This is a genomic window from Azospirillum sp. CT11-132 (assembly GCF_047302835.1).
Taxonomy (GTDB): Bacteria; Pseudomonadota; Alphaproteobacteria; order Azospirillales; family Azospirillaceae; genus Azospirillum.
This window is the reverse complement of the sequence record NZ_JBGLZA010000003.1, coordinates 533,347-554,844: the sequence shown is the minus strand read 5'-3', so window position 1 is coordinate 554,844 and position 21,498 is coordinate 533,347. Positions and strand designations below refer to the sequence as shown.

General features: G+C 69.2%; 18 protein-coding genes. 6 read left to right on the top strand and 12 right to left on the bottom strand.

Going from position 1 to position 21,498, the window contains the following annotated elements:
- Window positions 1-45 precede the first annotated feature (45 nt).
- Complete coding sequence (locus ACCD06_RS08380; protein WP_413340013.1) at window positions 46-1,350, bottom strand: homoserine dehydrogenase; 1,305 nt, start codon at window positions 1,348-1,350, stop codon at window positions 46-48.
- Complete coding sequence (locus ACCD06_RS08375; RefSeq protein WP_109151472.1) at window positions 1,350-2,624, bottom strand: LL-diaminopimelate aminotransferase; 1,275 nt, start codon at window positions 2,622-2,624, stop codon at window positions 1,350-1,352. The genes ACCD06_RS08380 and ACCD06_RS08375 overlap by 1 nt, the downstream gene beginning before the upstream one ends.
- A 293-nt stretch (window positions 2,625-2,917) precedes the next feature.
- On the opposite strand from ACCD06_RS08375, the gene ACCD06_RS08370 reads away from it, so the two are divergent.
- Window positions 2,918-4,990, top strand: a complete 2,073-nt coding sequence (locus ACCD06_RS08370) for a methyl-accepting chemotaxis protein (RefSeq protein WP_413340011.1) — start codon at window positions 2,918-2,920, stop codon at window positions 4,988-4,990.
- A gap of 165 nt (window positions 4,991-5,155) precedes the next feature.
- On the opposite strand, the gene ACCD06_RS08365 is transcribed toward ACCD06_RS08370, so the two are convergent.
- Window positions 5,156-6,223, bottom strand: coding sequence for a response regulator (locus ACCD06_RS08365; RefSeq protein WP_109074496.1), 1,068 nt, complete (start codon window positions 6,221-6,223; stop codon window positions 5,156-5,158).
- Between the two features lie 167 nt (window positions 6,224-6,390).
- On the opposite strand from ACCD06_RS08365, the gene ACCD06_RS08360 reads away from it, so the two are divergent.
- From ACCD06_RS08360 to ACCD06_RS08350, 3 genes are all read left to right on the top strand, one after another.
- Window positions 6,391-6,963 carry a peroxidase-related enzyme gene (locus ACCD06_RS08360; protein WP_109074497.1) on the top strand — a complete coding sequence of 191 codons (573 nt, stop codon included), beginning with the start codon at window positions 6,391-6,393 and terminating at the stop codon, window positions 6,961-6,963.
- Window positions 6,964-7,005: 42 nt separating this feature from the next.
- Window positions 7,006-8,757: a signal peptide peptidase SppA gene (gene sppA, locus ACCD06_RS08355; protein WP_413340008.1), complete on the top strand. Its 1,752-nt coding sequence runs from the start codon at window positions 7,006-7,008 to the stop codon at window positions 8,755-8,757.
- An 85-nt stretch (window positions 8,758-8,842) separates the two neighbouring features.
- Window positions 8,843-10,399: an MDR family MFS transporter gene (locus tag ACCD06_RS08350; protein ID WP_413340006.1), complete on the top strand. Its 1,557-nt coding sequence runs from the start codon at window positions 8,843-8,845 to the stop codon at window positions 10,397-10,399.
- Window positions 10,400-10,418: 19 nt separating this feature from the next.
- On the opposite strand, the gene ACCD06_RS08345 is transcribed toward ACCD06_RS08350, so the two are convergent.
- From ACCD06_RS08345 to ACCD06_RS08325, 5 genes are all read right to left on the bottom strand, one after another.
- Window positions 10,419-11,522, bottom strand: a complete 1,104-nt coding sequence (locus tag ACCD06_RS08345; protein WP_413340004.1) for an AI-2E family transporter — start codon at window positions 11,520-11,522, stop codon at window positions 10,419-10,421.
- A 252-nt stretch (window positions 11,523-11,774) separates the two neighbouring features.
- Entirely contained in the window at window positions 11,775-13,205 is a 1,431-nt protein-coding gene (locus tag ACCD06_RS08340; protein ID WP_413340002.1) for an ATP-binding protein, read from the bottom strand.
- 228 nt (window positions 13,206-13,433) lie between these two features.
- Window positions 13,434-14,114: a response regulator transcription factor gene (locus tag ACCD06_RS08335; RefSeq protein WP_109074503.1), complete on the bottom strand. Its 681-nt coding sequence runs from the start codon at window positions 14,112-14,114 to the stop codon at window positions 13,434-13,436.
- 110 nt (window positions 14,115-14,224) lie between these two features.
- Window positions 14,225-15,823 (bottom strand): DegQ family serine endoprotease, encoded by a 1,599-nt coding sequence (locus ACCD06_RS08330; RefSeq protein ID WP_413340000.1) that lies wholly within the window; start codon window positions 15,821-15,823, stop codon window positions 14,225-14,227.
- A gap of 171 nt (window positions 15,824-15,994) precedes the next feature.
- Entirely contained in the window at window positions 15,995-16,414 is a 420-nt protein-coding gene (locus tag ACCD06_RS08325) for a secondary thiamine-phosphate synthase enzyme YjbQ (protein ID WP_109074505.1), read from the bottom strand.
- A 138-nt stretch (window positions 16,415-16,552) separates the two neighbouring features.
- Between ACCD06_RS08325 and ACCD06_RS08320 the strand changes: the two genes are divergently transcribed.
- Complete coding sequence (locus tag ACCD06_RS08320; RefSeq protein ID WP_109074506.1) at window positions 16,553-17,014, top strand: CoxG family protein; 462 nt, start codon at window positions 16,553-16,555, stop codon at window positions 17,012-17,014.
- Between the two features lie 109 nt (window positions 17,015-17,123).
- Window positions 17,124-17,744: a nitrogen fixation protein NifQ gene (locus tag ACCD06_RS08315; RefSeq protein ID WP_247871287.1), complete on the top strand. Its 621-nt coding sequence runs from the start codon at window positions 17,124-17,126 to the stop codon at window positions 17,742-17,744.
- Between the two features lie 6 nt (window positions 17,745-17,750).
- On the opposite strand, the gene ACCD06_RS08310 is transcribed toward ACCD06_RS08315, so the two are convergent.
- From ACCD06_RS08310 to ACCD06_RS08295, 4 genes are all read right to left on the bottom strand, one after another.
- Window positions 17,751-18,089 (bottom strand): hypothetical protein, encoded by a 339-nt coding sequence (locus tag ACCD06_RS08310; RefSeq protein ID WP_109074508.1) that lies wholly within the window; start codon window positions 18,087-18,089, stop codon window positions 17,751-17,753.
- Entirely contained in the window at window positions 18,086-18,490 is a 405-nt protein-coding gene (locus ACCD06_RS08305; protein WP_109151486.1) for a response regulator, read from the bottom strand. Before ACCD06_RS08305 ends, ACCD06_RS08310 begins: the two co-directional genes overlap by 4 nt.
- Before the next feature lie 135 nt (window positions 18,491-18,625).
- Complete coding sequence (locus ACCD06_RS08300) at window positions 18,626-20,065, bottom strand: response regulator (protein ID WP_413339997.1); 1,440 nt, start codon at window positions 20,063-20,065, stop codon at window positions 18,626-18,628.
- Window positions 20,066-20,083: 18 nt separating this feature from the next.
- Entirely contained in the window at window positions 20,084-21,487 is a 1,404-nt protein-coding gene (locus tag ACCD06_RS08295; RefSeq protein WP_413339995.1) for a diguanylate cyclase, read from the bottom strand.
- Window positions 21,488-21,498: the final 11 nt, after the last annotated feature.

The following is a 21,498-nucleotide window of genomic DNA, read 5'->3' as shown; positions in this document are numbered from 1 at the left end:
AACGGGGCAGGTCAGGACTGTCCTGTTCGGGAAAGGGCTCTGCTCTCAGAACTGTTCGATCCGGATCATCCGCGGCGGCTCCAGCACGTTGTCGCTGGCCGCGATGGTCGCAAGCGCGCGCTGCATGGCCGCCTCGTCGGTGTCATGGGTGGTGAGAACCACCGGAACGCCTTCGTCCGGCGAACGGCCGCGCTGCAGGAACTGCTCCATGGAGACGTTCTGGTCGCGCATCGCCGCTGCGATATCCGCTATCACACCGGGACGGTCCACGACCATCAGGCGGACGTAGTACGACCCGCGGCGCGATTCCATCGGCGACGGGGTTGCCGCGCCCAGCCGATCGGCCGGAACGCCGAAGGTGGGGGTAGACCGCCCGCGGGCGATGTCGATCAGGTCGGCGACCACCGCCGACGCGGTCGGGCCGGCACCGGCGCCGCGGCCGACGAACAGCACGCGGTCGGCGAAATCGGCCTGGGCCACCACGGCGTTGAACACGCCGTCCACCGATGCGATCGGCGCATTCTTCGGCACCATGCAGGGATGCACGCGCTGCTCGACGCCCGTGTCGGTGCGCCGGGCGATGCCCAGCAGCTTGATGCGGAAGCCCAACTGGTCGGCATAGTCGAAATCGACCGCCGAGACCTGCCGGATGCCCTCGATATAGACCGACGGGAAATCGACCGGCGTGCCGAAGGCGACGGAGGCCAGGATCGCCAGCTTGTGCGCGGCATCGACGCCGTCGATGTCGAAGCTGGGATCGGCCTCGGCATAGCCAAGCGCCTGGGCATCGGCCAGCACATCGGCGAAATCGCGGCCGGTGGTCCGCATCTCCGTCAGGATGTAGTTGCAGGTGCCGTTCAGGATGCCGTGGATTTCCGACACGGAATTGGCGGCCAGACCCTCGCGCAGCCCCTTGATGATCGGGATGCCGCCGGCCACCGCCGCCTCGAAGGCGACGGTCAGGCCGCGGGACTCGGCCTTCTGGGCGATCTCGGTGCCGTGGACGGCCAGCAGCGCCTTGTTGGCGGTGACCACATGCTTGCCGGTCTCCAGCGCCGTGGCGACGGTGTCGCGCGCCGGGCCTTCCGACCCGCCGATCAGCTCCACCACCAGATCGGCGCCGGATTGCGCGGCCATCGCGACCGGATCGTCGAACCACTGCACGCGGGACAGGTCGACGCCGCGGTCCTTGCCCTTGGAGCGCGCGCTGACCGCGACCACCTCGATCCGGCGGCCGCAGCGCTGTTCGATCAGCGAGGCTTGGGTGTCCAGCAGCTTCAGGACACCGGCGCCGACCGTACCAAGGCCGGCGACGGCGATTTTCAGGGGGGCTTGCCGGGCGTCGGACATCAGGCTTTCGCTTTCTCGGATTCCAGAAGGGCGGCGCGGGCCACCGGGTCCTTGCTCGCCGCAACGCCGCCGGCGTTGGAACGGAAGAACTCCTTGATGTTGCGGGTCGCCTGACGGATGCGGTGGACATTCTCCACCATCGCCAGACGGACATGGCCGTCGCCGTATTCGCCGAAGCCGATGCCGGGCGCCACCGCGACCTCCGCCTGCTGCAGCAGCAGCTTGGAGAATTCCAGCGAGCCGAGATGGGCGAATTGCGGCGGGATCGGCGCCCAGGCGAACATCGACGCCTTCGGGCTCGGGACTTCCCAGCCGGCGGCGGCCAGACCCTCGATCATCACGTCGCGGCGCTGCTTGTACATGTCGCGGACCTGCTGCACGCAGTCCTGCGGACCGTTCAGCGCGGCGGCGGCGGCGACCTGGATCGGCGTGAAGGCGCCGTAGTCCAGATAGGACTTGATGCGGGCCAGCGCGGTGATCAGCGTCTTGTTGCCGGTGGCGAAGCCGATGCGCCAGCCGGCCATCGAATAGGTCTTCGACATCGAGGTGAACTCGACCGCGATCTCGCGCGCTTCCGGGATCTCGAGGATCGAGGGCGGCGGGTCGTTGTCGAAGAAGATCTCGGCATAGGCCAGATCGGACAGGATGTAGATGCCGTGCTTGCGGCAGAACTCGACGATCGGGCGGTAGAAGTCCAGCCCGACCACCTCGGCCGTCGGGTTCGACGGGTAGTTCAGCACCAGGGCCAGCGGCTTCGGCACGCTGTGGCGCACGGCGCGCTCCAGCATGATCATGAAGCTGTCGATGTCGGTCGACGCCCCGTTCTCCATGCCGACCGGCAGATGGCGCACGGAGGCGCCGGCCAGGATGAAGCCGAACGGATGGATCGGATAGCTGGGGTTCGGCACCAGGATGATGTCGCCCGGGCTGGTGATCGCCTGGGCGAGGTTCGCCAGACCTTCCTTCGAGCCGATGGTGACGATGCACTCCGTCTCCGGATCGACATCGACGTTGAAGCGGCGCTTGTAATAGGCGGCATGGGCCTTGCGCAGGCCGGGGATGCCGCGGGAGTTCGAGTAGCGGTGCGTCTTCGGATCGCGCACGGCCTCGACCAGCTTGTCGACGATGTGCTGCGGGGTCGCCTGGTCGGGGTTGCCCATGCCGAGGTCGATGATGTCGGCGCCGTTGGCCCTAGCTCGCGCCTTCATCGCGTTCACTTCGGCGAAGACGTAGGGCGGCAGGCGCTTGATGCGATGGAATTCGTTGTTCGACATGGACGCTCCGGAAGACCGCTCCGGTCACGCCACGAACCCAAGAGACCTGCGGACCGGGACTGACGTTCTACCGCCCCGACGCGACGGAAGCGAGGCAAATTTCGTTGCCGGGCCTTTCCACCCGGCGCTTTGGCCGCAATGAGCTTGGGGGCGCTGCTAATAGAGTGACTTAACAATCTCCCTAGCGACGTCATGGTTAAACCTAACTGTGTCTTAACTCATTAGCTTTCATACAGTCCTGAACCTGAGTGATCGCGCCGGGCTGCGATGGTTCCGTTTGCTGGAGATGTGAGATGGTAGCGCTTCTGAAGATCGCCGATGGCCTGCTCGGGAACATGCGTTTCTCACGGAAGATGGCGCTCGCCCTGTCGGTTCCGATGGGCGGCGTGGTCGTCCTGTCGTCGTTGCTGGTGTGGGAACAGGTCGACACCAGCCGCCGGGCCGCCGATCTCGCCTCCGTCACCCGCCTTTCGGTCGGAATGACCAGCGTCGTGCATGAATTGCAGAAGGAACGCGGAGCCTCCTCCATCTTCATCAGCGGCAAGCGCGATGACGACCGCCGCCGCATGGAGACGGTTCGAAGCGCGGCCGACGCGAAACTGTCCGATCTGACCCGGCAATTCGCCGAGGCCCGCATCCGTGACCCCCATGTCGCCGACGCGATGGCCGGCGCCCGCGACGCACTGTCGCAGCTGTCGCGGCTGCGGTCCGGGGTGGACGGCACCGCCCAATCCTCCATGGAGGTGGTGGCGAGCTACAGCGCCCTGATCCGCAAGCTGCTGGATGCCTCCGGGCAGGCGCGCAACCTGTCCGCCGACAGCGACCAGCTGCGCGCCGCCGACGCCATGGTCTCCCTTTCGGAGGCGAAGGAGCGGCTGGGCCAGCAGCGCGCCGTCGGCGGCGGGGCCTTCCGCAAGGACCGCTTCCCCGCCGACACGCATGAGCGCTTCATCGAACTGTCGGGCGAGTACAAGGCGCTGATGGGCGGCCTGATGGGGAAACTGACGCCTGAGCAGGCCCGCTACCACGACCAGACCGTTGCCGGGCCAGCCATTGCGGAGGTGGAGCGGATGCGGCGGATCGGCGTCGCCTCCGCCTACGGCGCCGGCAACCAGGGTGTCGACGCCGGAAAGTGGTTCGACACCATCACCGCCAACATCGACATGCTGCGCAGCGTCGAGATTCGCGTGGCCGACGACCTGATCGCGCTTGCCAACCGCGACGCGCAGGACGCGATGAACCGGCTGACCGGCATGGTCGTCGGCTTGACGGTCCTGCTGGCGATGATGACCGTGATCGCCGTGCTGGTCGCCCGCAACATCACCCGGCCGATCGCCCGCCTGAACGCCGATATGGCGCGGATGCAGGCCGGGGAGCGCGAACTGGCCATCCATGGCGCCGAACGCGCCGATGAACTGGGCGCCATGGCCCGCAGCCTGGATCATTTCCGCCTCGGCCTCGCCGAAGCCGACCGGCTCGCCGCCGAACAGCGGCGGCACCAGGAGGATCGCCTGCGTGAGGCCGAGCGGCTGGAACGGCTGGTGGCGGAGTTCGACCGTCACATCGAGGCGGTTGCCGAACAGCTGGCGGGCGCCGCCAGCGGCCTGCGCGGCAATGCCGAGCAGATGAGCAGCATCGCGTCGCAAACCGAAAACCATGTGCTGTCGGTTGCCCGCGCGTCCGAAGGCGCCTCCGAGAATGTCCAGGCGGTGGCCGCGGCGACCGAGGAGCTGACCGCGTCCATCTCGGAGATCGGCCGGCAGATGACGGGCTCGACCGAGATGGCCGAACGGGCGGTCACCGACGTCCGCCGCACCGCCGGCATCATCGCCGACCTCAGCGGCGCCGCCCAGCAGGTGGGCGATATCGTGCGGATGATCACCGACATCGCCAGCCAGACCAACCTGCTGGCCCTCAACGCCACCATCGAGGCCGCCCGCGCGGGCGAGGCCGGCAAGGGCTTCGCCGTGGTGGCGCAGGAGGTGAAGCAGCTCGCCAGCCAGACCGCCAAGGCGACGGAGGACATCACCGCCAAGGTCGCGGAAATCCAATTGGCGACCGACCACACCGTCCGCGCCATCGGCGGCATCGGCACCATCGTCACCCACATCGAGGAGAACATTTCCGCCGTCGCCGCCGCCGTGGAGGAACAGAACGCCGCCACCGCGGAGATCGGCCGCAACGTCCGTCAGGCCGCCGACGGCACCGATCAGGTCTCCCACAACGCGTCGCTGGTCGGCACCGAAGCCGGTCGCGCCGGCGCCATGGCGAAGGAGGTGCTGTGGATGGCCGATGCGCTGAAGCAGAACGCCGACGGCCTGCGCAGCGACGTGGCCGACTTCATCGGGAAGATCCGGGCGGCGTGACGGGGCGAAGCTTTGGCTCCGGATGCCCCCACCTAACCTCCCCCGCTGGGCGGGGGAGGGACTGCCGCCGCTCTCCCGCCCAAGCACTGGTCCCCTCCCCCGCCCAGCGGGGGAGGGTTGGGGTGGGGGCAAGCATCGCCCTCACTCATACTTCAAAGCCGACCCTCACCCCACCCCGGTCGCCTTCGCGTATTTCCGCTTCGCCACCTCCAGCGACGCCAACAGCTGCTGACCGGTCGCCCCGCCGTCGCCGCTGACGCGGCCGGTCATCACCGCCTTGATCGCGTCGACATGGGCCTTGAACAGCAGATGTTCGTTGGCGGTCACCGTGGTCAGGCCGCTGCGGGTGGCCTCGTAGAGCGACTTGGCGATGTGGGTGATCAGGGGATAGCCGAAGATGCCGCCCTGCCCGCGCATCTCGTGGGCGGAACGGTTGACCTGGGCCAGCAGGCCGGGCACCGACTCCGGCTCGCGCGGCAGGCGGTCGACGCGGCGGCCCATCTCCTCCACCTCCGAGCCGATCCACACGGCATAATCGCCGGCGCGGTTCAGGATTTCCTCCTCCGCGGCGGCCAGCACCTCCGGCGGCAGGGTCGGCACCGGATCGCGCGGGGCGAGGCCGACCTTGGCGCCCAGACGGTTGGGCAGGTCGAAATAGATGACGGGGAAGCGGTCGATGCCGCGCGCCTTCGACGCGCTGTGCACCACCAGGATCTCCGACGGTGCGGTGGTCCGGCAGTCCATGGCGACCGGCTTGTCGGCGCGGCGGCGGTCGGGACCGAAATAACCCTTGGCCAGAACGAAGCGGCGCGGCCGGGCGATGGCGAACAGCAGCCGGCTGGCGATGGTCTGGGCGGAGAAGGGCTTGGCGATGAAGTCGGTGGCGCCGAGATCGCGTGCCTGCTCCACATACTGGCGGTCGGCGGCCCCCGACAGCATCAGCACCGGCAGGAACTTGTCCGGGCTCTTCGGGCTGTAGCGGATCCAGCGCAGCAGCATCAGCCCGTTCACCTCGGGCATCACCAGATCTGACAGGATCAGGTCGACCGGGGCGGTCCCCGGCGGCAGCGCCGCGCGGCGCTCCTCCAGCCAGCGGATGGCGTCGGCACCGCTCGCCACCCCCTCCACCCGGCCGATGCCGATGGCGCGCAGGGTGGCGGTCAGGACCGAGCGGATGAAGCCGCTGTCCTCCACCACCAGGACCGAGAGAAGATCGAGCTTCGGCTGGGTCATCGCCCTCTGCTTCGCCAACCGGGCCATTTTGCCGCATTCAAATTCCACTTCTGGCACAACCGCGCCCGATTGGCGAGCGGCAAGCGGAACGGGAGACAAACCGGTTCGCCGCGGTTACCCTCCCCCCGCCGGAAGGCCCAACAATCAATCAGGAGAGGAACCGCCCGATGCCGCAACCCGATCACGTCATGGCCCTGCCCCTGCCGGAGAAGCCGGACCTCGATCCCGACATGCAGGTCCTGTTCGACAAGTGCAATGAGAAGCTGGGTTTCGTGCCCAACGTGCTCCAGGCCTACAGCCTGCGGCCGAAGAAGCTGCGCAACTTCGCCATGCTCTACAACGAGCTGATGCTGGGCGAGAGCGGTCTCAGCAAGCTGGAGCGTGAGATGATCGCCGTCGTCGTCTCCTCGGCCAACCATTGCTATTATTGCCTCGTCGCCCATGGGCAGGCGGTGCGCAAGCTGTCCGGCGATCCGGAACTGGGCGAGATGCTGGTCGCCAACTACCGCGTCGCCCCGCTGGAGCCGCGCCAGCGCGCCATGCTCGATTTCGCCTGGAAGCTGACCGAGAACCCGATGTCGGTGGGCGAGGCGGACCGCGAGGCGCTGCGCGCCGTCGGATTCAGCGCGGAGGACATCTTCGACATTGCCGACACGGCCGCCTTCTACAACATGTCCAACCGTCTGGCGACCGCGGTGGACATGATCCCGAACCGCGAGTACCACAGCCAGGATCGTTAAGGCCGCTTATCGCCTTCGTCGAGGTCACACAGGGTAGGAATCATGGCGATCGTCCGTTTCTTCGTCCGTCTGTTCGCGCTCATCGGCCTGCTTCTGGTGGCCGGCGCGGTGACGGTGGCGGTGCTGGTGGTGCGTCATGAACCCACCCTGCCCGATGCGGTGGTGCTGGACCTCGACCTGACCAAGCCGCTGGCGGAGAGCGACAGCGGCAAGATCGGCAGCCTGTTCGAACACCACACCACCCTGCGCGAGGTGCTGGACGCGCTGGACGGCGGCCGGCGCGACCCGCGGGTGAAGGGCGTGCTGGCCCGCTTCGGCGACGACAGCATCGGCTTCGCCCAGACGCAGGAGCTGCGGACCGCCATCGAGCGGTTCCGCGCGTCGGGCCGTTTCGCCGTCGCCTTCGCCGAGGAATATGGCGGGGCCGGGGCGGGCAACCGCTCCTACCTGCTGGCCAGCGCCTTCGACGAGGTCTGGCTGCAGCCGATGGGCACGCTCGGCATCACCGGGCTGTCGGCGGAGCTGCCCTTCGCGCGCGGCGCCCTCGACCAGCTGGGCGTGCAGCCGGACTTCGCCCAGCGCGAGCAATACAAGAGCTTCGCCGAGACCTTCACCAAGTCCGGCATGACCCCGGCCAACCGCGAGATGATGGAGGCGCTGGTCACCGATCTCGGCAACCAGCTGGTCGACGGCATCGCCAAGAGCCGGCGCCTCGCCCCCGCAATGGTCAGGGCCGCCATCGACAAGGCGCCGCTGCTGAGCAAGGAGGCGCTCGACCAGAAGTTCGTCGACCGGCTCGGCTACGCCGACGAGGCGCGCGACGAGGCGCTGAAGCGGGCCGGCGCCGGGGCGGAGGCGATGGAGCCGGCCGATTACCTGTCGGTCGCCGGCAGCCCGAACGGCAAGGGGCCGACCATCGCCCTGATCCACGCCGTCGGCACCATCACCGGCGGCGAGAGCGGCAAGCCGGCGCTGGGCGGTACCTCCGCCGGGTCGGAGACCATCGTCGACGCCATCGAGGAGGCCGCCGACGATCCCGACGTGCGCGCCATCCTGTTCCGCATCGACAGCGGCGGCGGCGCCGTCTCGGCGTCCGAGGCGATCCGCCGTGCGCTGGTCCGGGCGCGGCAGAGCGGCAAGCCGGTGGTCGCCAGCATGGGCGACACCGCCGCGTCGGGCGGCTACTGGATCGCGCTCGCCGCCGACCGCATCGTCGCCTCCCCCGCCACCATCACCGGGTCGATCGGCGTCGTCGCCGGCAAGTTCGCCATCGGCGGCCTTTCCGACAAGCTGGGCATCCAGTGGGACCGGGTGCAGGGTGGGCGCAACGCCGGCATGTGGTCGCCGCTGCGTCCCTTCGACGACAGCGAAACCGAACGGCTGAACGCCATCATCGACGACACCTACGCCAACTTCCTGCAACGGGTGGCCGAGGCGCGGCACATGACGCCCGAACAGGCGCGCGGCGTCGCCAAGGGGCGCGTCTGGACCGGCGCCCAGGCCCGCGAACTCGGCCTCGTCGACGATCTCGGCGGGCAGGAGCAGGCGCTGACCCTGGCCCGCACCGCCGCCGGACTGTCGCCCGACGCCCCGGTGACGCTGGCCCCCTACCCGCCGCCGAAGTCGATGACCGACCAGCTGCTGGACCTGATGTCCGGCAAGGGCGAACTCGTCGGCGCGCTGGCTGCGGTATCGGAACTGCGCCCGCTGCTGGCCCATCTGCGCCCCCTGCTCGCCGCCACCCAGGCCGACGGCGTGCAGGCCCGCATGCCGGCGATGACGCTGGAGCGGTGAGTCCAAGCAGTCAGAAAATCCCCTCTCCCCGGAAGGAGAGGGGGATATTTCCGCTCAAAGACCTCAACGTCCGAGACGACCGATCATGACAGAGACCGCCGCCAGCCCGTCGCAAGCCGCCGCCGACCATCCCGTCTTCACCCACCAGGAAATCCTGCGGGTGTTCAGCGGGGTGGCGCTGGCGATGCTGATGGCGGCGATGGACCAGACCATCGTCGCCACCGCGCTGCCGACGATGGCCAGCCAGTTCGGCGGGCTGGAAATGCTGCCCTGGGTGGTCACCGCCTATCTGCTGACCTCGACCACCACGACGCCGATCTACGGCAAGCTGTCGGACCTCTATGGCCGCAAGCGGGTGCTGCAGACGGCGATCATGCTGTTCCTGGCCGGTTCGCTGCTGTGCGCGATGGCGCAGAGCATGACCCAGCTGATCCTGTTCCGCGGCCTGCAGGGTCTGGGCGGCGGCGGGCTGATGTCGCTGGCCTTCACCATCATCGGCGACGTGGTCGCCCCGCGTGAACGCGGACGCTACCAGGGCATGATCGGCGGCGTCTTCGCGCTGGCCAGCGTCGCCGGGCCGCTGCTGGGCGGCATCTTCACCGAGACCATCGGCTGGCACTGGATCTTCCTCATCAACCTGCCGCTGGGCGTCGCGGCGTTCGCCATGACGCGCAGCACCCTGTCGCGACTGCCCGCCGGCCGGGCGAAGCCGCGCATCGATCTGGCCGGGGCGGCGCTGCTGACCGGTGCGGTGACCAGCCTGCTGATCGTCGCCACCCGCGGCGAAGCCATGGGCTGGGGCAGCCCGGCGGCGCTCGGCCTGCTGGCGGCCGGCCTCGTCATGCTGGTGGTCTTCCTGTGGCACGAGCGGCGGATCGAGGAGCCGATCCTGCCGCTGCACCTGTTCCGCCGCCCGGTGGTGGCGGTGGCGACGCCGGTGGTCGCCGTGTCGGCGATGGTGCTGTTCGCCGGCATCGTCTATCTGCCGCTGCACCTGCAGCTGGTGCAGGGGACCAGCGCCACCGTGTCGGGGCTGCTGCTTCTGCCGCTGGTGCTCGGCATGACCTTCGGCTCGGTCGGCGGCGGACGGCTGATCGCGAAGACCGGCCGCTACAAGGTCTTCCCGCTGGCCGGGCTGGCTCTGTCGGGCGCGATGTACGCGCTGCTCGGCACCCTGCCGGAGCTGGCGGCGGACGGGCTGTGGTCGACGCTGATCCTGGTGCCGCTGGGCATGGGGCTGGGGCTGGTGATGCCGGTGATGACGGTGGCCGTGCAGAATGCGGTGGAGCAACGCGACCTCGGCGCCGCCACCGCGTCGGTCGGCTTCTTCCGCTCGCTCGGCGGGTCGGTCGGCGTCGCGGTGTTCGGCGCCGTCTTCAACGCCGTGGTGTCCGACCGGCTGGAAGGCGCCGGCCTGTCCGGCCGCTCGGTTCTGGACCATGGCGCCGCCGCCCTGGCCACCCTGCCCCCGGCCGCCCGCAGCGGGGTGGTGGCGACGCTGGAGCATGGCTTCGCCACCCTGTTCCTGCTGGCCGCGGCGCTGGCGGTCGTCTCCTTCGCCATGACGCTGTTCCTGAAGGAACTGCCGCTGCGGTCCGCCGATCCGCGCCGTTCCAATGCCGCCCCGGCGGCGGAAGGCTGACCGGTCGGGACCGGTGGACCTATGATTTGTCCCCCTGCGATTTGTCGCTGGGGAAGTGCCGGGGCTGCCCCAGCTTGTCCTCGATATAGAGCATGTTGACCATCACCAGCGCGACCACCGCCATCGGCGTCGCCAGGAACATGCCGAGGATGCCGAACAGCACGCCGCCGGCGGCGATGGCGCCGATGGTGACCACCGGCGGCAGATCGACCACCCGCTTCTGCAGCAGCGGGGTGACGAGGTTGCCCTCGATCTGCTGGATGATCAGATAGAGCCCGGCGACCCACAGCGCGTCCTGCGGCGACTGGGCGAAGGCGATCATCAGCGCCGGCGCCGCCGCCAGGAAGGGGCCGATCAGCGGAATGAACTCCAGCAGCGCCGCCACCAGCCCCAGGGCCGGCGCTGACGGAATCCCCAGCAGCAGCAACCCGACGACCGTCAGGGTGCCGACCGCGGCCATCGCCACCAGCTGTCCGATCAGCCATTTCCACAGGCTGTCGCCGACCACGTCCATCACCTCGCAGGCCCGTTCCTGGCCGCGCGGCGGCACCAGCAGGACGACGCCGCGCTGGTAGACGCCGGGCGATGCCGCCAGATAGAGCGCCGCGAACATCACCACCACCGCATCGCCGACGATATAGACGAGGGTGGAGGCGAAGCTGCCGAGCTGGTTCATCCAGGGCCACTCCTTGCCCTGCTCCACGATGCGCTCGCGCCAGCTGTCCGGCAGCAGTCCGCTGGCTTTGACCACCTGATCGCGCAGCTGGTCGAACTGCGCCGCCATCGAAGTGCCCATCAGCCAGGCGCCGCCGCCGACCAGAACCACCAGCACCAGAAGCACGATGGCCAGCGCCCAGCCGTGGGCCAACCCGGTCCACCGCCGCACATAGCCGGTCAGCCGCTGCAGCAGGATGGCGAACAGAACGCCGGTGAAGATCAGCAGGAGCGTGCCCGACACCTTCCACAGGAAGATTCCCAGCGCCGCCACCCCGGCGACGATCAGCACCTTCCAGGTGAAGACGGCCAGTTCCCCGCGCCCGGCACGCGCCGGCGGCTCGTCCTGCGTCGCCCCGCCGCCCGGCTTGGCGACATGGTGAGCGGTGGGCCTGCTGGGTATCGCCATCTTTCGAAACTCCCGCACTTGGCGCCGCCCTGACGGACGGCCTTCGGGGAGAACGCGCAAAGACCGTCGACGTTGCGGAAAGTCAACAGGCTAGGTCGTCGGCGATAGTCCGAAAATGGGTATGGAAGCAGCCGGGCGCCGCCCCATATCAAATGTGACGCCAAGGAGTCATTCTCGCTGATGTCACTTGAAGAGCCCGCCCCCCGGCGGGCTTTTTTTTGGCCGCCATCCGGGCAGCCGAACGTTCCGCCCTTACCGCCGGGCTTCCGGCGGGAAGATCAGGGTGACCTTCAGCCCCGGCTCGTTGTCGCTCAGCTCCAGCCGGGCGCCGTGCAGCGTCGCCACCGCGTCCACCAGACTGAGCCCCAGCCCGTTGCCGGGCGAAGCGCGGGCGGTGTCCAGCCGCACGAAGCGCTGCAGGACCTTGTCGCGCATCTCCGCCGGGATGCCGGGGCCGCTGTCGGCGACCTCGATGCTGGCGGCGCGGCCGGGGGCCGGCCCGTCGAGCACCAGCATGATGACGCCGCCCTCCGGCGTGTATTTGATGGCGTTGTCCAGCAGGTTCGACACCGCCTGCGCCAGAAGCTGGCCGTTGCCGCGGACGGTCGGCTTGCCGCGGATGTCCACTGACAGGCGCTGCCCGCGCTCATCCGCCACCGGTTCGTAGAGGTCGGCGGCCAGTTCGACCACCTCGGCCAGATCGACCGGAACGAAGTCCTGGCGCTTGGCGCCCGATTCCGCCTCGGCAATCGACAGCAGGGCGGTGAAGGTGGCGAGCAGCCGGTCGGCCTCGACGATGGTATCCTGCAGGACGCTGCGGTAGACTTCCGGGTCCTCCGTCTCGTGCAGCAGCGCCAGTTCGATGCGGGAGCGCAGGCGGGTCAGCGGCGTGCGCAGGTCGTGGGCGACGCTGTCGGTCACCTGCCGCATGCCGGTCATCAGCCGTTCGATGCGGTCCAGCATGGCGTTGAGGTTGCCGGCCAGCCGGTCCATCTCGTCGCCGCCGCCGAAGCGGGGAACGCGGTCGCTCAGGTCGCCGCTCATGATCTGGCGGGTGGTGCGGTTGATCGCCTCGATCCGCCGCATGGCGCCGCGGCTCATCAGCAGCCCGCCCCCCAGCCCGAGCAGGGCGGTGGACCCCAGGATCCAGCCCAGCGAGCGGAACATGCGGGTGCGCAGCTGGTCGATCTCGCTCATGTCGCGGCCGACCAGCAGGCGGAACTGCCCCGGCAGCGTGAAGGTCACGGCCTGCGCCGTCGACGGGCGGTCGGTGACCCCGCCGTAATCGGCGACCTTGAAGTGGGTCCAGCCGCTGGCGTTGGGCACCGCCGCCGGCCAGCCCGACAGGTTGCCGGCCAGGATCGTCCCGGCCGGCGTGGTCAGCAGATAGATGGAGTTGTTGTTGGCGACCGCGCTGCGCGTCCGCACCACGTCGATGAGCCCGGACAGTCCGTAATTGCGGTAATGGTCCTGCAGGCCGGCGACCTCCAGCGCGATGGTCTCGCCGATCTCCTGTTCGAGGAAGCCCGCCGTGGTGCGATAGACGACGCCGAGGATCAGCCCGACCGACAGGACGAACATCGCCAGATAGAGCAGCGCCAGCCGGAACGCCGTGGCCCGCACCAGCCGAAAGCCCGCGGCGACGAAGCCGTGCAGGCCGACGGAATGCGTCTCTCCCCTCAACAAGGGTTTTCCCCCTCCGAGAAGAGGCCCTCTCCCCCCCGCTCACGCGCAAACTTCGTTTGCGCTGACGCGACAGGCGGACCATCGGTCCGCCGATAGCGGGGAGAGGGTTGGGTGAGGGGGATGCATTGCGAGGAGCGTCCGGCAGGCGGTTCCCCCTCACCCTGCCCTCTCCCCGGGGGGGAGAGGGGAATCGCCGCCGTCAAAAGCCAAACTCCATAAAGTCTTTTAGGCCTCCGCCGCGCGCAGGCTGTAGCCGGCGCCGCGCACGGTGTGGATCAGGGGCGTGGGAAAGTCCTTGTCGATCTTCTGGCGCAGACGGGCGATGTGCACGTCGATCACGTTGGTCTGCGGATCGAAGTGATAGTCCCACACATTCTCCAGCATCATGGTGCGGGTCACCACGCTGCCGGCGTTGCGCATCAGATATTCCAGCAGCGAGAACTCGCGCGGCAGCAGGTCGATGGCCTTGCCGGCCCGCTTGACGCTGCGCGACAGCAGGTCGAGTTCCAGGTCGCCGACGCTGAGGCGGGTCTGCGGCTGGCCGGCGCCGCGCCGGCGCACCAGCACCTCGATCCGGGCCAGCAGTTCGGAGAAGGCGAAGGGCTTGGTCAGGTAATCGTCGCCGCCGGCCTTCAGCCCCTTCACCCGGTCGTCGACGCTGCCCAGCGCCGACAGGAACAGCACCGGCGTGTCGTTGCCGGCCGCCCGCAGCACCTGGACCAGTGACAGCCCGTCGCGGCCGGGCAGCATGCGGTCGACGACCATCACGTCGTAATGCTCGGCCCCGGCCAGGAACAGGCCTTCCTTCCCGTCGTTGGCGACGTCCACCACATGGCCAGCCTCCTTCAGCCCCTTCGCAAGGTAGCTGGCGGCCTGGCGATCATCTTCGATGACGAGAATCTTCATGAGCACGAGTGTAGCCTCCCAAAACAGCCCGGCCAAGCACGACAAGATGCCCCCTCTCCCCAGGGGGGAGAGGGGACTCTTACGGCGTTAAGAACAGACCGGACTTTGCCTCACGCCTTCAGCTTCAGCGCGACGAAGGACTCGTTGCCCTGGCGGTTGATCAGCATCAGCAGCGCCTTCTGCCCCGCCTTCTCGGCCTCCGCCACCCGGTGGCGGACGTCGGCCGGGCTCTTCACCTCGGCGTCACCGACCCGTTCGATCACGTCGCCGGGGCGGATCGGCACATCGACGCTGGAGGACAGGCCGGTGACCACCACACCCTGGACAGCATCGTCGATGCCCAGCCGCTTGCGCGCGGCCCGGTCCAGCGGGGCGAGCTTCAGCCCCTTCACCGGCGCGACCTCCTCCTGCCCGGCAGGGCTGTTGCCGGTGTCGGCCGAGGCGACCTGCGGCTGGTCGGACAGGCGGTCGATGCGCACCGGAACCGTCTTTTCGCGGCCGTCGCGCAGGATCTTCATCTCGACCGTATCGCCGGCCTTGGTCTCCGCCACGTTGCGGGTCAGGTCGCGCAGGGTGTTGACCGGCTTGCCGGCATAGGACAGCACGACATCGCCCTGGCGCAGGCCGGCGCGCTGGGCCGGGCTGTCGGCGGTGACGTCGGCCACCAGGGCGCCCTTGGCGCTGGGCAACCCCACACTATCGGCAATGTCCGGCGTCACCTCCTGGATCTTCACGCCGAGCCAGCCGCGCTCAACCTTGCCGCTTTCCTTCAACTGGGCCACCACCTCCTTGGCGAGGTTGGAGGGAATGGCGAAGCCGATGCCCACCGAGCCGCCGTTGGGCGAATAGATGGCGGTGTTGATGCCGATCACATGGCCGCTGAGGTCGAAGGTCGGGCCGCCCGAATTGCCACGGTTGATGGCGGCGTCGAGCTGGAAGTAATCGTCGTAGGGACCGCTGTGGATGTCGCGACCGCGGGCCGACACGATGCCCTTGGTGACGGTGCCGCCCAGCCCGAACGGGTTGCCGACCGCCATCACCCAGTCGCCGACGCGGGTCTTGTCGCTGTCCGCCCATTCGACCGACGGCAGCGGCTTGTCCGATTTCACCTTCAAGAGGGCGAGATCGGTCTTGGCGTCGCGGCCGATCAGCTTGGCCGGCATGGCGGTGCCGTCCTGCAGGGTGACGGTGATCTCGCTGGCGCCGTCGATGACGTGGTTGTTGGTCACGACATAGCCGGCCGGGTCGATGATGAAGCCGGAGCCGAGCGCCCCCATCTTGCCGCGCGGCGCCTGTTCCTGGTCATCCTGACCGCCGCCGGGGCCGCCGCCGGGGCCGCCGTTTTGGCCCATCTGGTCCTGGAACTGGCGGAAGAACTCTTCGAACGGCGAACCGGGCGGGAAGCCGGGGATCTGCGGGCCGCGCTGAGCCCGCGGGTCGGCCTTGGCCTCCTGGGTGGCGGAGATGTTGACGACGGCGGGGCTGACCTTGGCGGCGAGATCGGCGAAGGTCGAGGGCGTGTCCTGCGTCATCGTGACGGCGGGGGGCGTGGCGCCGTTCTGCTGGGCCTGCGACACCGCCCAGCCGGCCAGCGCCGGAGCCGTCAGCACGGTCGAACCCAGCAGCAGGGCGGCGACGGTCCGACGAAAACGGCCCGGACGCTGGGTCTGGTTCGGGGTCTGGCTCTGGGTGGGAGGAAGGGTGGTCATGACGGCGACACTCCAATCAGGCGATTCCGACTTCCGGGAGGCGATGGCCGGCCTTCAGACCGCCGCACCGCCTCACCGCTGTTGTCCTGAACATAGGGAACCGCCCTTCACCGCCGCCTTGCGACCGGATGAAAGATATTTCAGGCAAGGAGAGGTCAGGCGGGCCGCCCCTCAGTCGCCGATCAGGTGCAGCGCGATCTCGCGCCGGTGCGGCCGGGCGCGATGTTCGAACAGGTAGATGCCCTGCCAGGTGCCCAGCGCCGGCTCCCCTTCCATCACCGGGATCGACAGGCTGACGCCGGTCAGGGCCGAGCGGATGTGGGCGGGCATGTCGTCCGGCCCCTCGGTGGTGTGGGCGTAGAGCGACGGGTCCTCCGCCACCAGACGGCGGAAGAAGCGCAGCAGGTCGGCCTGCACGTCGGGATCGGCATTCTCCTGGACGGTCAGGGATGCCGAGGTGTGGCGGCAGAACACCGTCAGCAGCCCGGTGTCCATGCCCTGCTCCGCCACCCAATGCCGCACCTGGGCGGTCACCTCGACCAGCCCGGCGCCGCGGGTGGGGACGGTCAGCGTCGTGGCGGCTTGTCGCATGGCTTTCGATCTCCGTCTTTTTCACTGGCTTGGCTCAAGGGCCAAGCAATACCAGATGTCATGGCCCGAACGGATTGGCCGGGATGATTCGGCCCGGCAAAACTGTTGTACCGGGACGGCAAGGAAGGAAGAGCGCGCATGGACATCACCGGCACCCACAGCGTCCCCGGACCGCGCGACCGCGTGTTCGCGGCGCTTTGCGACCCGGGGGTGCTGATGCGCTGCATCCCGGTTCTGGAAGAGATGGAGCGGCTGTCCGCCACCGACTATGCCGCGCGGGTGCGCACCACCCTTGGGCCGATGAAGGCGCGCTTCTCCGGCCGGCTGCGGCTGGAGCCGGAGGACGGCGCCCACCGCTACCGGCTGGTCGCCCAGGGCAACGGCGGGCTGGCCGGAGCAGTGAAGGGCGAGGCGCTGGTGGTGCTGGAAGAGGCGGACGGGCGCACCCTGCTGACCTACAGCCTGTCGGTGGCGCTGGGCGGCGCGGTCGGCCGGCTGGCGGTGAAGCTGGTGCAGGCCAAAACCGACCGTGTGCTCGCCGGCTTCTTCGAACGTTTCGCAGCGGAGATCACGGCGGAGATCGACGGGCCAGCCGGCTGATGCGGCGCAATGCCGCAGTGCCGGCAGGCGAGCAGTGCCTTTCGCAGGTGCAGCATGATGGGTCAGGATAACAGGCGTCGCGGGTGCTCTTTGCCGGTGGAGATGCCGAGTGGTCCTGTCCCAGCCCACTGCCCAAGCCCTTGCCCAAACCGCTGCCCAAACTCCCGCTGCTGACGAGGTTGCCGCCGACCGCATGATCTTCGGCCGGATCCTGGCGCTGGCCGCCGCCGATCCGGTGCGGACGATGACCCAGGCGCTGGCGCTGACCAAGGCGGAACTGGCGGAGCTTGCGGCGCGTCACGCCCCGCAACTTGCCGATACGGTCGCCGCCCTGTCCGACGGGGACGAAGCCGGCGAGGACGCCATCGAGGAGGCCGACCTGCGCGCCTTCCTGGCCGAGCATGGCGCGCGGGGGGCGGACGAGGAGCGCTGGCTCGCCGCCATCCTGGCCCGCCGGTCGCTGGAGCCGAACCATCTTTGGCAGGATATGGGCTTCCACGACCGCGGCGAACTCAACCTCCTGTTCCAGCGGCATTTCCCGGCGCTGGTGGCGATGAATGCCGGCGACATGAAATGGAAGAAGTTCTTCTATCGCCAGCTATGCGAGCGCGAGGGGCTGATGCTGTGCAAGTCCCCCAACTGCGAGGTGTGCGACGACGTGGAGGTCTGCTTCGGCGAGGAGGCCGGCGATCCGCTGTCCACCCTCTCCCGCCTCGCACGTGGGGGGTAATGGGAGTCAGCGCGGCTGCGCGCCCAGATCCTCGAAGGTCAGGCCCTTGTCGGTGCGGCGGAAGCGACCCTTGCCGTTGACGGTCAGCGGCGGCTGGCCCGGCTGCGGCACGAAGGTGGCGGCGTAATAGCAGTCATATTGGCCGCCATTGTCCTGCCCGCCCTTCAGCTTCGCGTCGACGCAGCCCTGCTTGCGGAAGTCCTCGAAGGCGCGGAAGCCGGCATTGCCCTGCCGCTCCAGCGTGCGGCGGGTGTGCGCCTCCACCAGCTTGCGCATGTCGCCCTCCGACGGCTCGCCGGAGCAGGCGGCGAGCAGCAGCGTGGCGAGCAGGATGGCGTGTCTCACCGTCCCCCCAGCAGCCTGTCCACCCGCTCCTTCAGCGCGGAGAAGGAGGGCGGCTTGACCACGAAGCCGTTGACGCCCAGCGCCATCGCCTGCTTCACGATCTCCGATTCGGTGTGGTTGGTCAGGAACACCACAGGGGCGCGCGGGTTGGCGGCCTCCGTGCTGGCGCGCAGGCGGGCCAGGAACTGCAGGCCGGAAACCGGCTTCATGTCGATGTCGCAGACGATCAGGTCGGGGTTGACGCGGATCGATTCCCGCATCGCCGTCTCACCGTCCTCGGCCTCCGCCACGTCGCGGAAACCGATCTGGCCCAGGATCTGGACGATGGTGCGGCGGACGAAGGGCTGGTCCTCCACGACCAGGATACGATGCCGGGAATAGTCGATCACCTGCATGTCCATCCGCAATCCTCCGGCCAGATCACCGCTTTCCACTGATACCGTCCGAACCGGCGGCCGGCAACCGATGCTCGGTTACCATGGAGTGGAATATGGTTTTGCTTCTGTAAAATTTTCGACAATTTGCACCGCCCGCGGCTATCCGCCGACCTGCACCCGGCCGGGGAACAGGCGCTCCAGCACCGCGCGCAGACGATCCATGGTCAGCGGCTTGTGCAGGCAGTCGTCCATGCCGGCGTCGCGGCACTGCGCGTCGTCCTCGGCATCGGTGCCGGCGGTCAGCGCGACGATCGGCACGCGGCCGGCCTCCCCCGGCAGGGCGCGGATGGCGCGGCAGGCCTCATGGCCGTCCATCACCGGCATCTGAACGTCCATCACGATCAGGTCGAAGCGCTTGTCCGTCGCGGCGGCCAGCCCCTGCGCCCCATCCTCCGCCGTCGTCACGCCATGGCCCAGCGCCTTGAAGAAGCCGGCGGCGACCAGACGGCCGATCGGATTGTCCTCCACCAGCAACACCGACAGGGCGGCCGGCCGCTCCATCCGGCGGACGGGGATGCGGATGACCATCCCCTCCCCCGCCCCGCTCTCCGGACTATCGGGCAGCAGGCGCCCCCGCAGCCGCCGCAGCGCCGGCTGGATCGCCGCCAGCAGCAGCGGGCGCAGCCGCGCATCGCCCCGGCGCCGCACCGACAGCTCCGCCCCGTCGCCGGCCGGGCGCACCCCCAGCGACACCGAAGCCCCCGCCTCCGCCGTCAGCAGCGGCAGCAGCGCCCGCAGTGCGGCGGCATCGCCGGTGAAGCACTCCTCCGCCCCGCCTTCCACCGTCACCGCCCCGACGCCGTCCGCCAGCGCGGCGAGCGTCAGGCTTTCCTCCACGGCGGCCTCCCGCCCGACCGGGCGCAGGGCCGACAGGGTGGCGCGCAGGGCGGCCCCCGCCAATTGGACCGCGATCAGCCGCTCCTGCTGGCGCGGCAACAGCGGCGATTCCAGCGCGGCGGAGGTCAGCGCCATCATCGGGTCGAGCGCCGCCGCCACCGCGTCCCCCGCGGCGTCGAGCAGCGATTGTGCCTCTCCCCGTGCCCGCTCCGCCTCGGCCAGCGCCACGCGCAGCCGGTTCTCCCGCATCTGCCGCCGGCGGGCGGCCGACACCGCGGCCCTCAGGCACTCGGCAGTGAGGTCGCCGACCGGCAAGGCGTCCTGCGCCCCGGCCGCGATGAAGCCCGCGACCTCATCCCGCGCATCACCCTGGCCCTCACCCTGGCCCCCACCCTGGCCCCCACCCTGAGCGTCCGGCAGCAGCACCACCACCGCCGGTGCCGGGTCCAGCCGGGCCAGCGCCTCGACCGCCGCCACGGTGGGAGCATCCAGCAACACCACCGTCTCGCCCGACGCCGCACCGCCGCCGCGCAGGCGGTCCAGCGCCGCGGCCACGGTCTCCACCCGCGCCGGCGCTCCGAAGACCGGAGCGTAGCGCCGGGCAAGCGCCGCCTGCGAGGACACCAGAAGAACCGGCTCCGGGGTCTTCGCCGTTGCAGCCGCCATTTCAGTGGTCCGCTGGGTCAAGGTTCCTTCGGTCATTTTTCCTCGACGATGCCGTCAGCTCGCGATGGAGATGGGGCCGGACGCGGCGGCGAAGGCCGGGCCCGGATAGCCGTCGCTGACGACGATGCGGTTGCGGCCCGCCGCCTTCGCCTCGTAGAGCGCCCGGTCGGCGCGGCCCAGCGCGCGTTCGATGCTGGACTCCTCGTCGCCGCACATGGCGACGCCGATGCTGACGGTCATGCGCAGGCATCCATGCCTATGGTCGCCGGGGACGATCGGCACCTCGGCCAGCGCCAGACGCTGACGCAGCCGTTCGGCCACCTCGGTTGCCGAAGCCAGCGGGGTTTCCGGCAGGATGATGGCGAACTCCTCGCCGCCCAGCCGGCCGATATGGTCGGTGTCGCGCAGCTCGTCGCGGCAGACCTCCGCCAGCCTGACCAGGGCATGGTCGCCCACCGCATGGCCGTGGGTGTCGTTGATCGCCTTGAACCGGTCGATGTCCAGCATCAGCACCGACACCGGCCGGCCATAGCGGCGCAGCCGCGCCATCTCGACCTCGGCCAGCTCCAGGAAGCGGCGGCGGTTGTTCAGCCCGGTCAGCGGATCGGTGGTCGCCATGCGGCGCAGTTCGCTCTCCACCCGCTTGCGTTCCGACACGTCGCGGATCACGGCGGTGAACAGCAGGCCATGGGCGTGGTGCAGCTTGGCGATCGACACCTCCGCCGGAAATTCCTGGCCATCGGCGGTCAGGCCCAGGACCTCGCGGCGGTTGGTCATCACCTGGGCCTGGGTCTCCGACACGCTGAAGTCGGCGATGTGCGCGTCATGGTCCGGCCGGAAGCGTTCGGGGATCAGCAGCGACAGCGGACGGCCGAGGATGTCGTCGGCGTCATAGCCGAACAAGCTTTCCGCCGCCCGGTTGAACAGGGTGATGTTCAGGTTGGCGTCGGTGGTCAGGATGGCGTCCTGCGCCAGCCCGATGATGCCCTGCAGCCGCTCCTCCGACAGGCGCAGTTCCTCCTCCAGCCTTTTCCGGGCCATGGCGTGCTGGACGGCGCGCCACATCAGCGGCCCGTCGGTCTGCCCCTTGACCAGATAGTCCTGCGCGCCGTGGGCCAGGATATCCAGCGCGAAATCCTCGTCGTCATAGCCGGTCAGCACCACCAGCGGCAGCGACGGCGCGTCGGCATGCAGGCGGGTTACCGTCTCCAGCCCGAAACTGTCGGGCAGCGACAGGTCGAGAAGCACCACGTCGCAGGCATTGCGGTGCAGCCAGGCCCGCGCCTCCTTCAGCGAGGTGGCGCGCGCAACGCTGGCGCGGCGGGCATAGGGCGTCAGCGACCGGGTGACCAGACGCGCGTCGGCATCGTCATCCTCGACCAGCAGAATGGCGGTGCGGCCCTGCTCCTGGTCGGCAGTGTCGGATAAGAGCGGCTTGCCGGATAAGGCGATGGACATGGCGGACCTCC

What these genes read in the sequence shown, in the direction of transcription:
- ACCD06_RS08380 (WP_413340013.1), bottom strand. Translation starts at nt 1,350, where the DNA reads ATGTCCGACGCCCGGCAAGCCCCCCTGAAAATCGCCGTCGCCGGCCTT.
- ACCD06_RS08375 (WP_109151472.1), bottom strand. Translation starts at nt 2,624, where the DNA reads ATGTCGAACAACGAATTCCATCGCATCAAGCGCCTGCCGCCCTACGTC.
- ACCD06_RS08370 (WP_413340011.1), top strand. Translation starts at nt 2,918, where the DNA reads ATGGTAGCGCTTCTGAAGATCGCCGATGGCCTGCTCGGGAACATGCGT.
- ACCD06_RS08365 (WP_109074496.1), bottom strand. Translation starts at nt 6,223, where the DNA reads ATGACCCAGCCGAAGCTCGATCTTCTCTCGGTCCTGGTGGTGGAGGAC.
- ACCD06_RS08360 (WP_109074497.1), top strand. Translation starts at nt 6,391, where the DNA reads ATGCCGCAACCCGATCACGTCATGGCCCTGCCCCTGCCGGAGAAGCCG.
- sppA (WP_413340008.1), top strand. Translation starts at nt 7,006, where the DNA reads ATGGCGATCGTCCGTTTCTTCGTCCGTCTGTTCGCGCTCATCGGCCTG.
- ACCD06_RS08350 (WP_413340006.1), top strand. Translation starts at nt 8,843, where the DNA reads ATGACAGAGACCGCCGCCAGCCCGTCGCAAGCCGCCGCCGACCATCCC.
- ACCD06_RS08345 (WP_413340004.1), bottom strand. Translation starts at nt 11,522, where the DNA reads ATGGCGATACCCAGCAGGCCCACCGCTCACCATGTCGCCAAGCCGGGC.
- ACCD06_RS08335 (WP_109074503.1), bottom strand. Translation starts at nt 14,114, where the DNA reads ATGAAGATTCTCGTCATCGAAGATGATCGCCAGGCCGCCAGCTACCTT.
- ACCD06_RS08330 (WP_413340000.1), bottom strand. Translation starts at nt 15,823, where the DNA reads ATGACCACCCTTCCTCCCACCCAGAGCCAGACCCCGAACCAGACCCAG.
- ACCD06_RS08325 (WP_109074505.1), bottom strand. Translation starts at nt 16,414, where the DNA reads ATGCGACAAGCCGCCACGACGCTGACCGTCCCCACCCGCGGCGCCGGG.
- ACCD06_RS08320 (WP_109074506.1), top strand. Translation starts at nt 16,553, where the DNA reads ATGGACATCACCGGCACCCACAGCGTCCCCGGACCGCGCGACCGCGTG.
- ACCD06_RS08305 (WP_109151486.1), bottom strand. Translation starts at nt 18,490, where the DNA reads ATGGACATGCAGGTGATCGACTATTCCCGGCATCGTATCCTGGTCGTG.
- ACCD06_RS08300 (WP_413339997.1), bottom strand. Translation starts at nt 20,065, where the DNA reads ATGACCGAAGGAACCTTGACCCAGCGGACCACTGAAATGGCGGCTGCA.
- ACCD06_RS08295 (WP_413339995.1), bottom strand. Translation starts at nt 21,487, where the DNA reads ATGTCCATCGCCTTATCCGGCAAGCCGCTCTTATCCGACACTGCCGAC.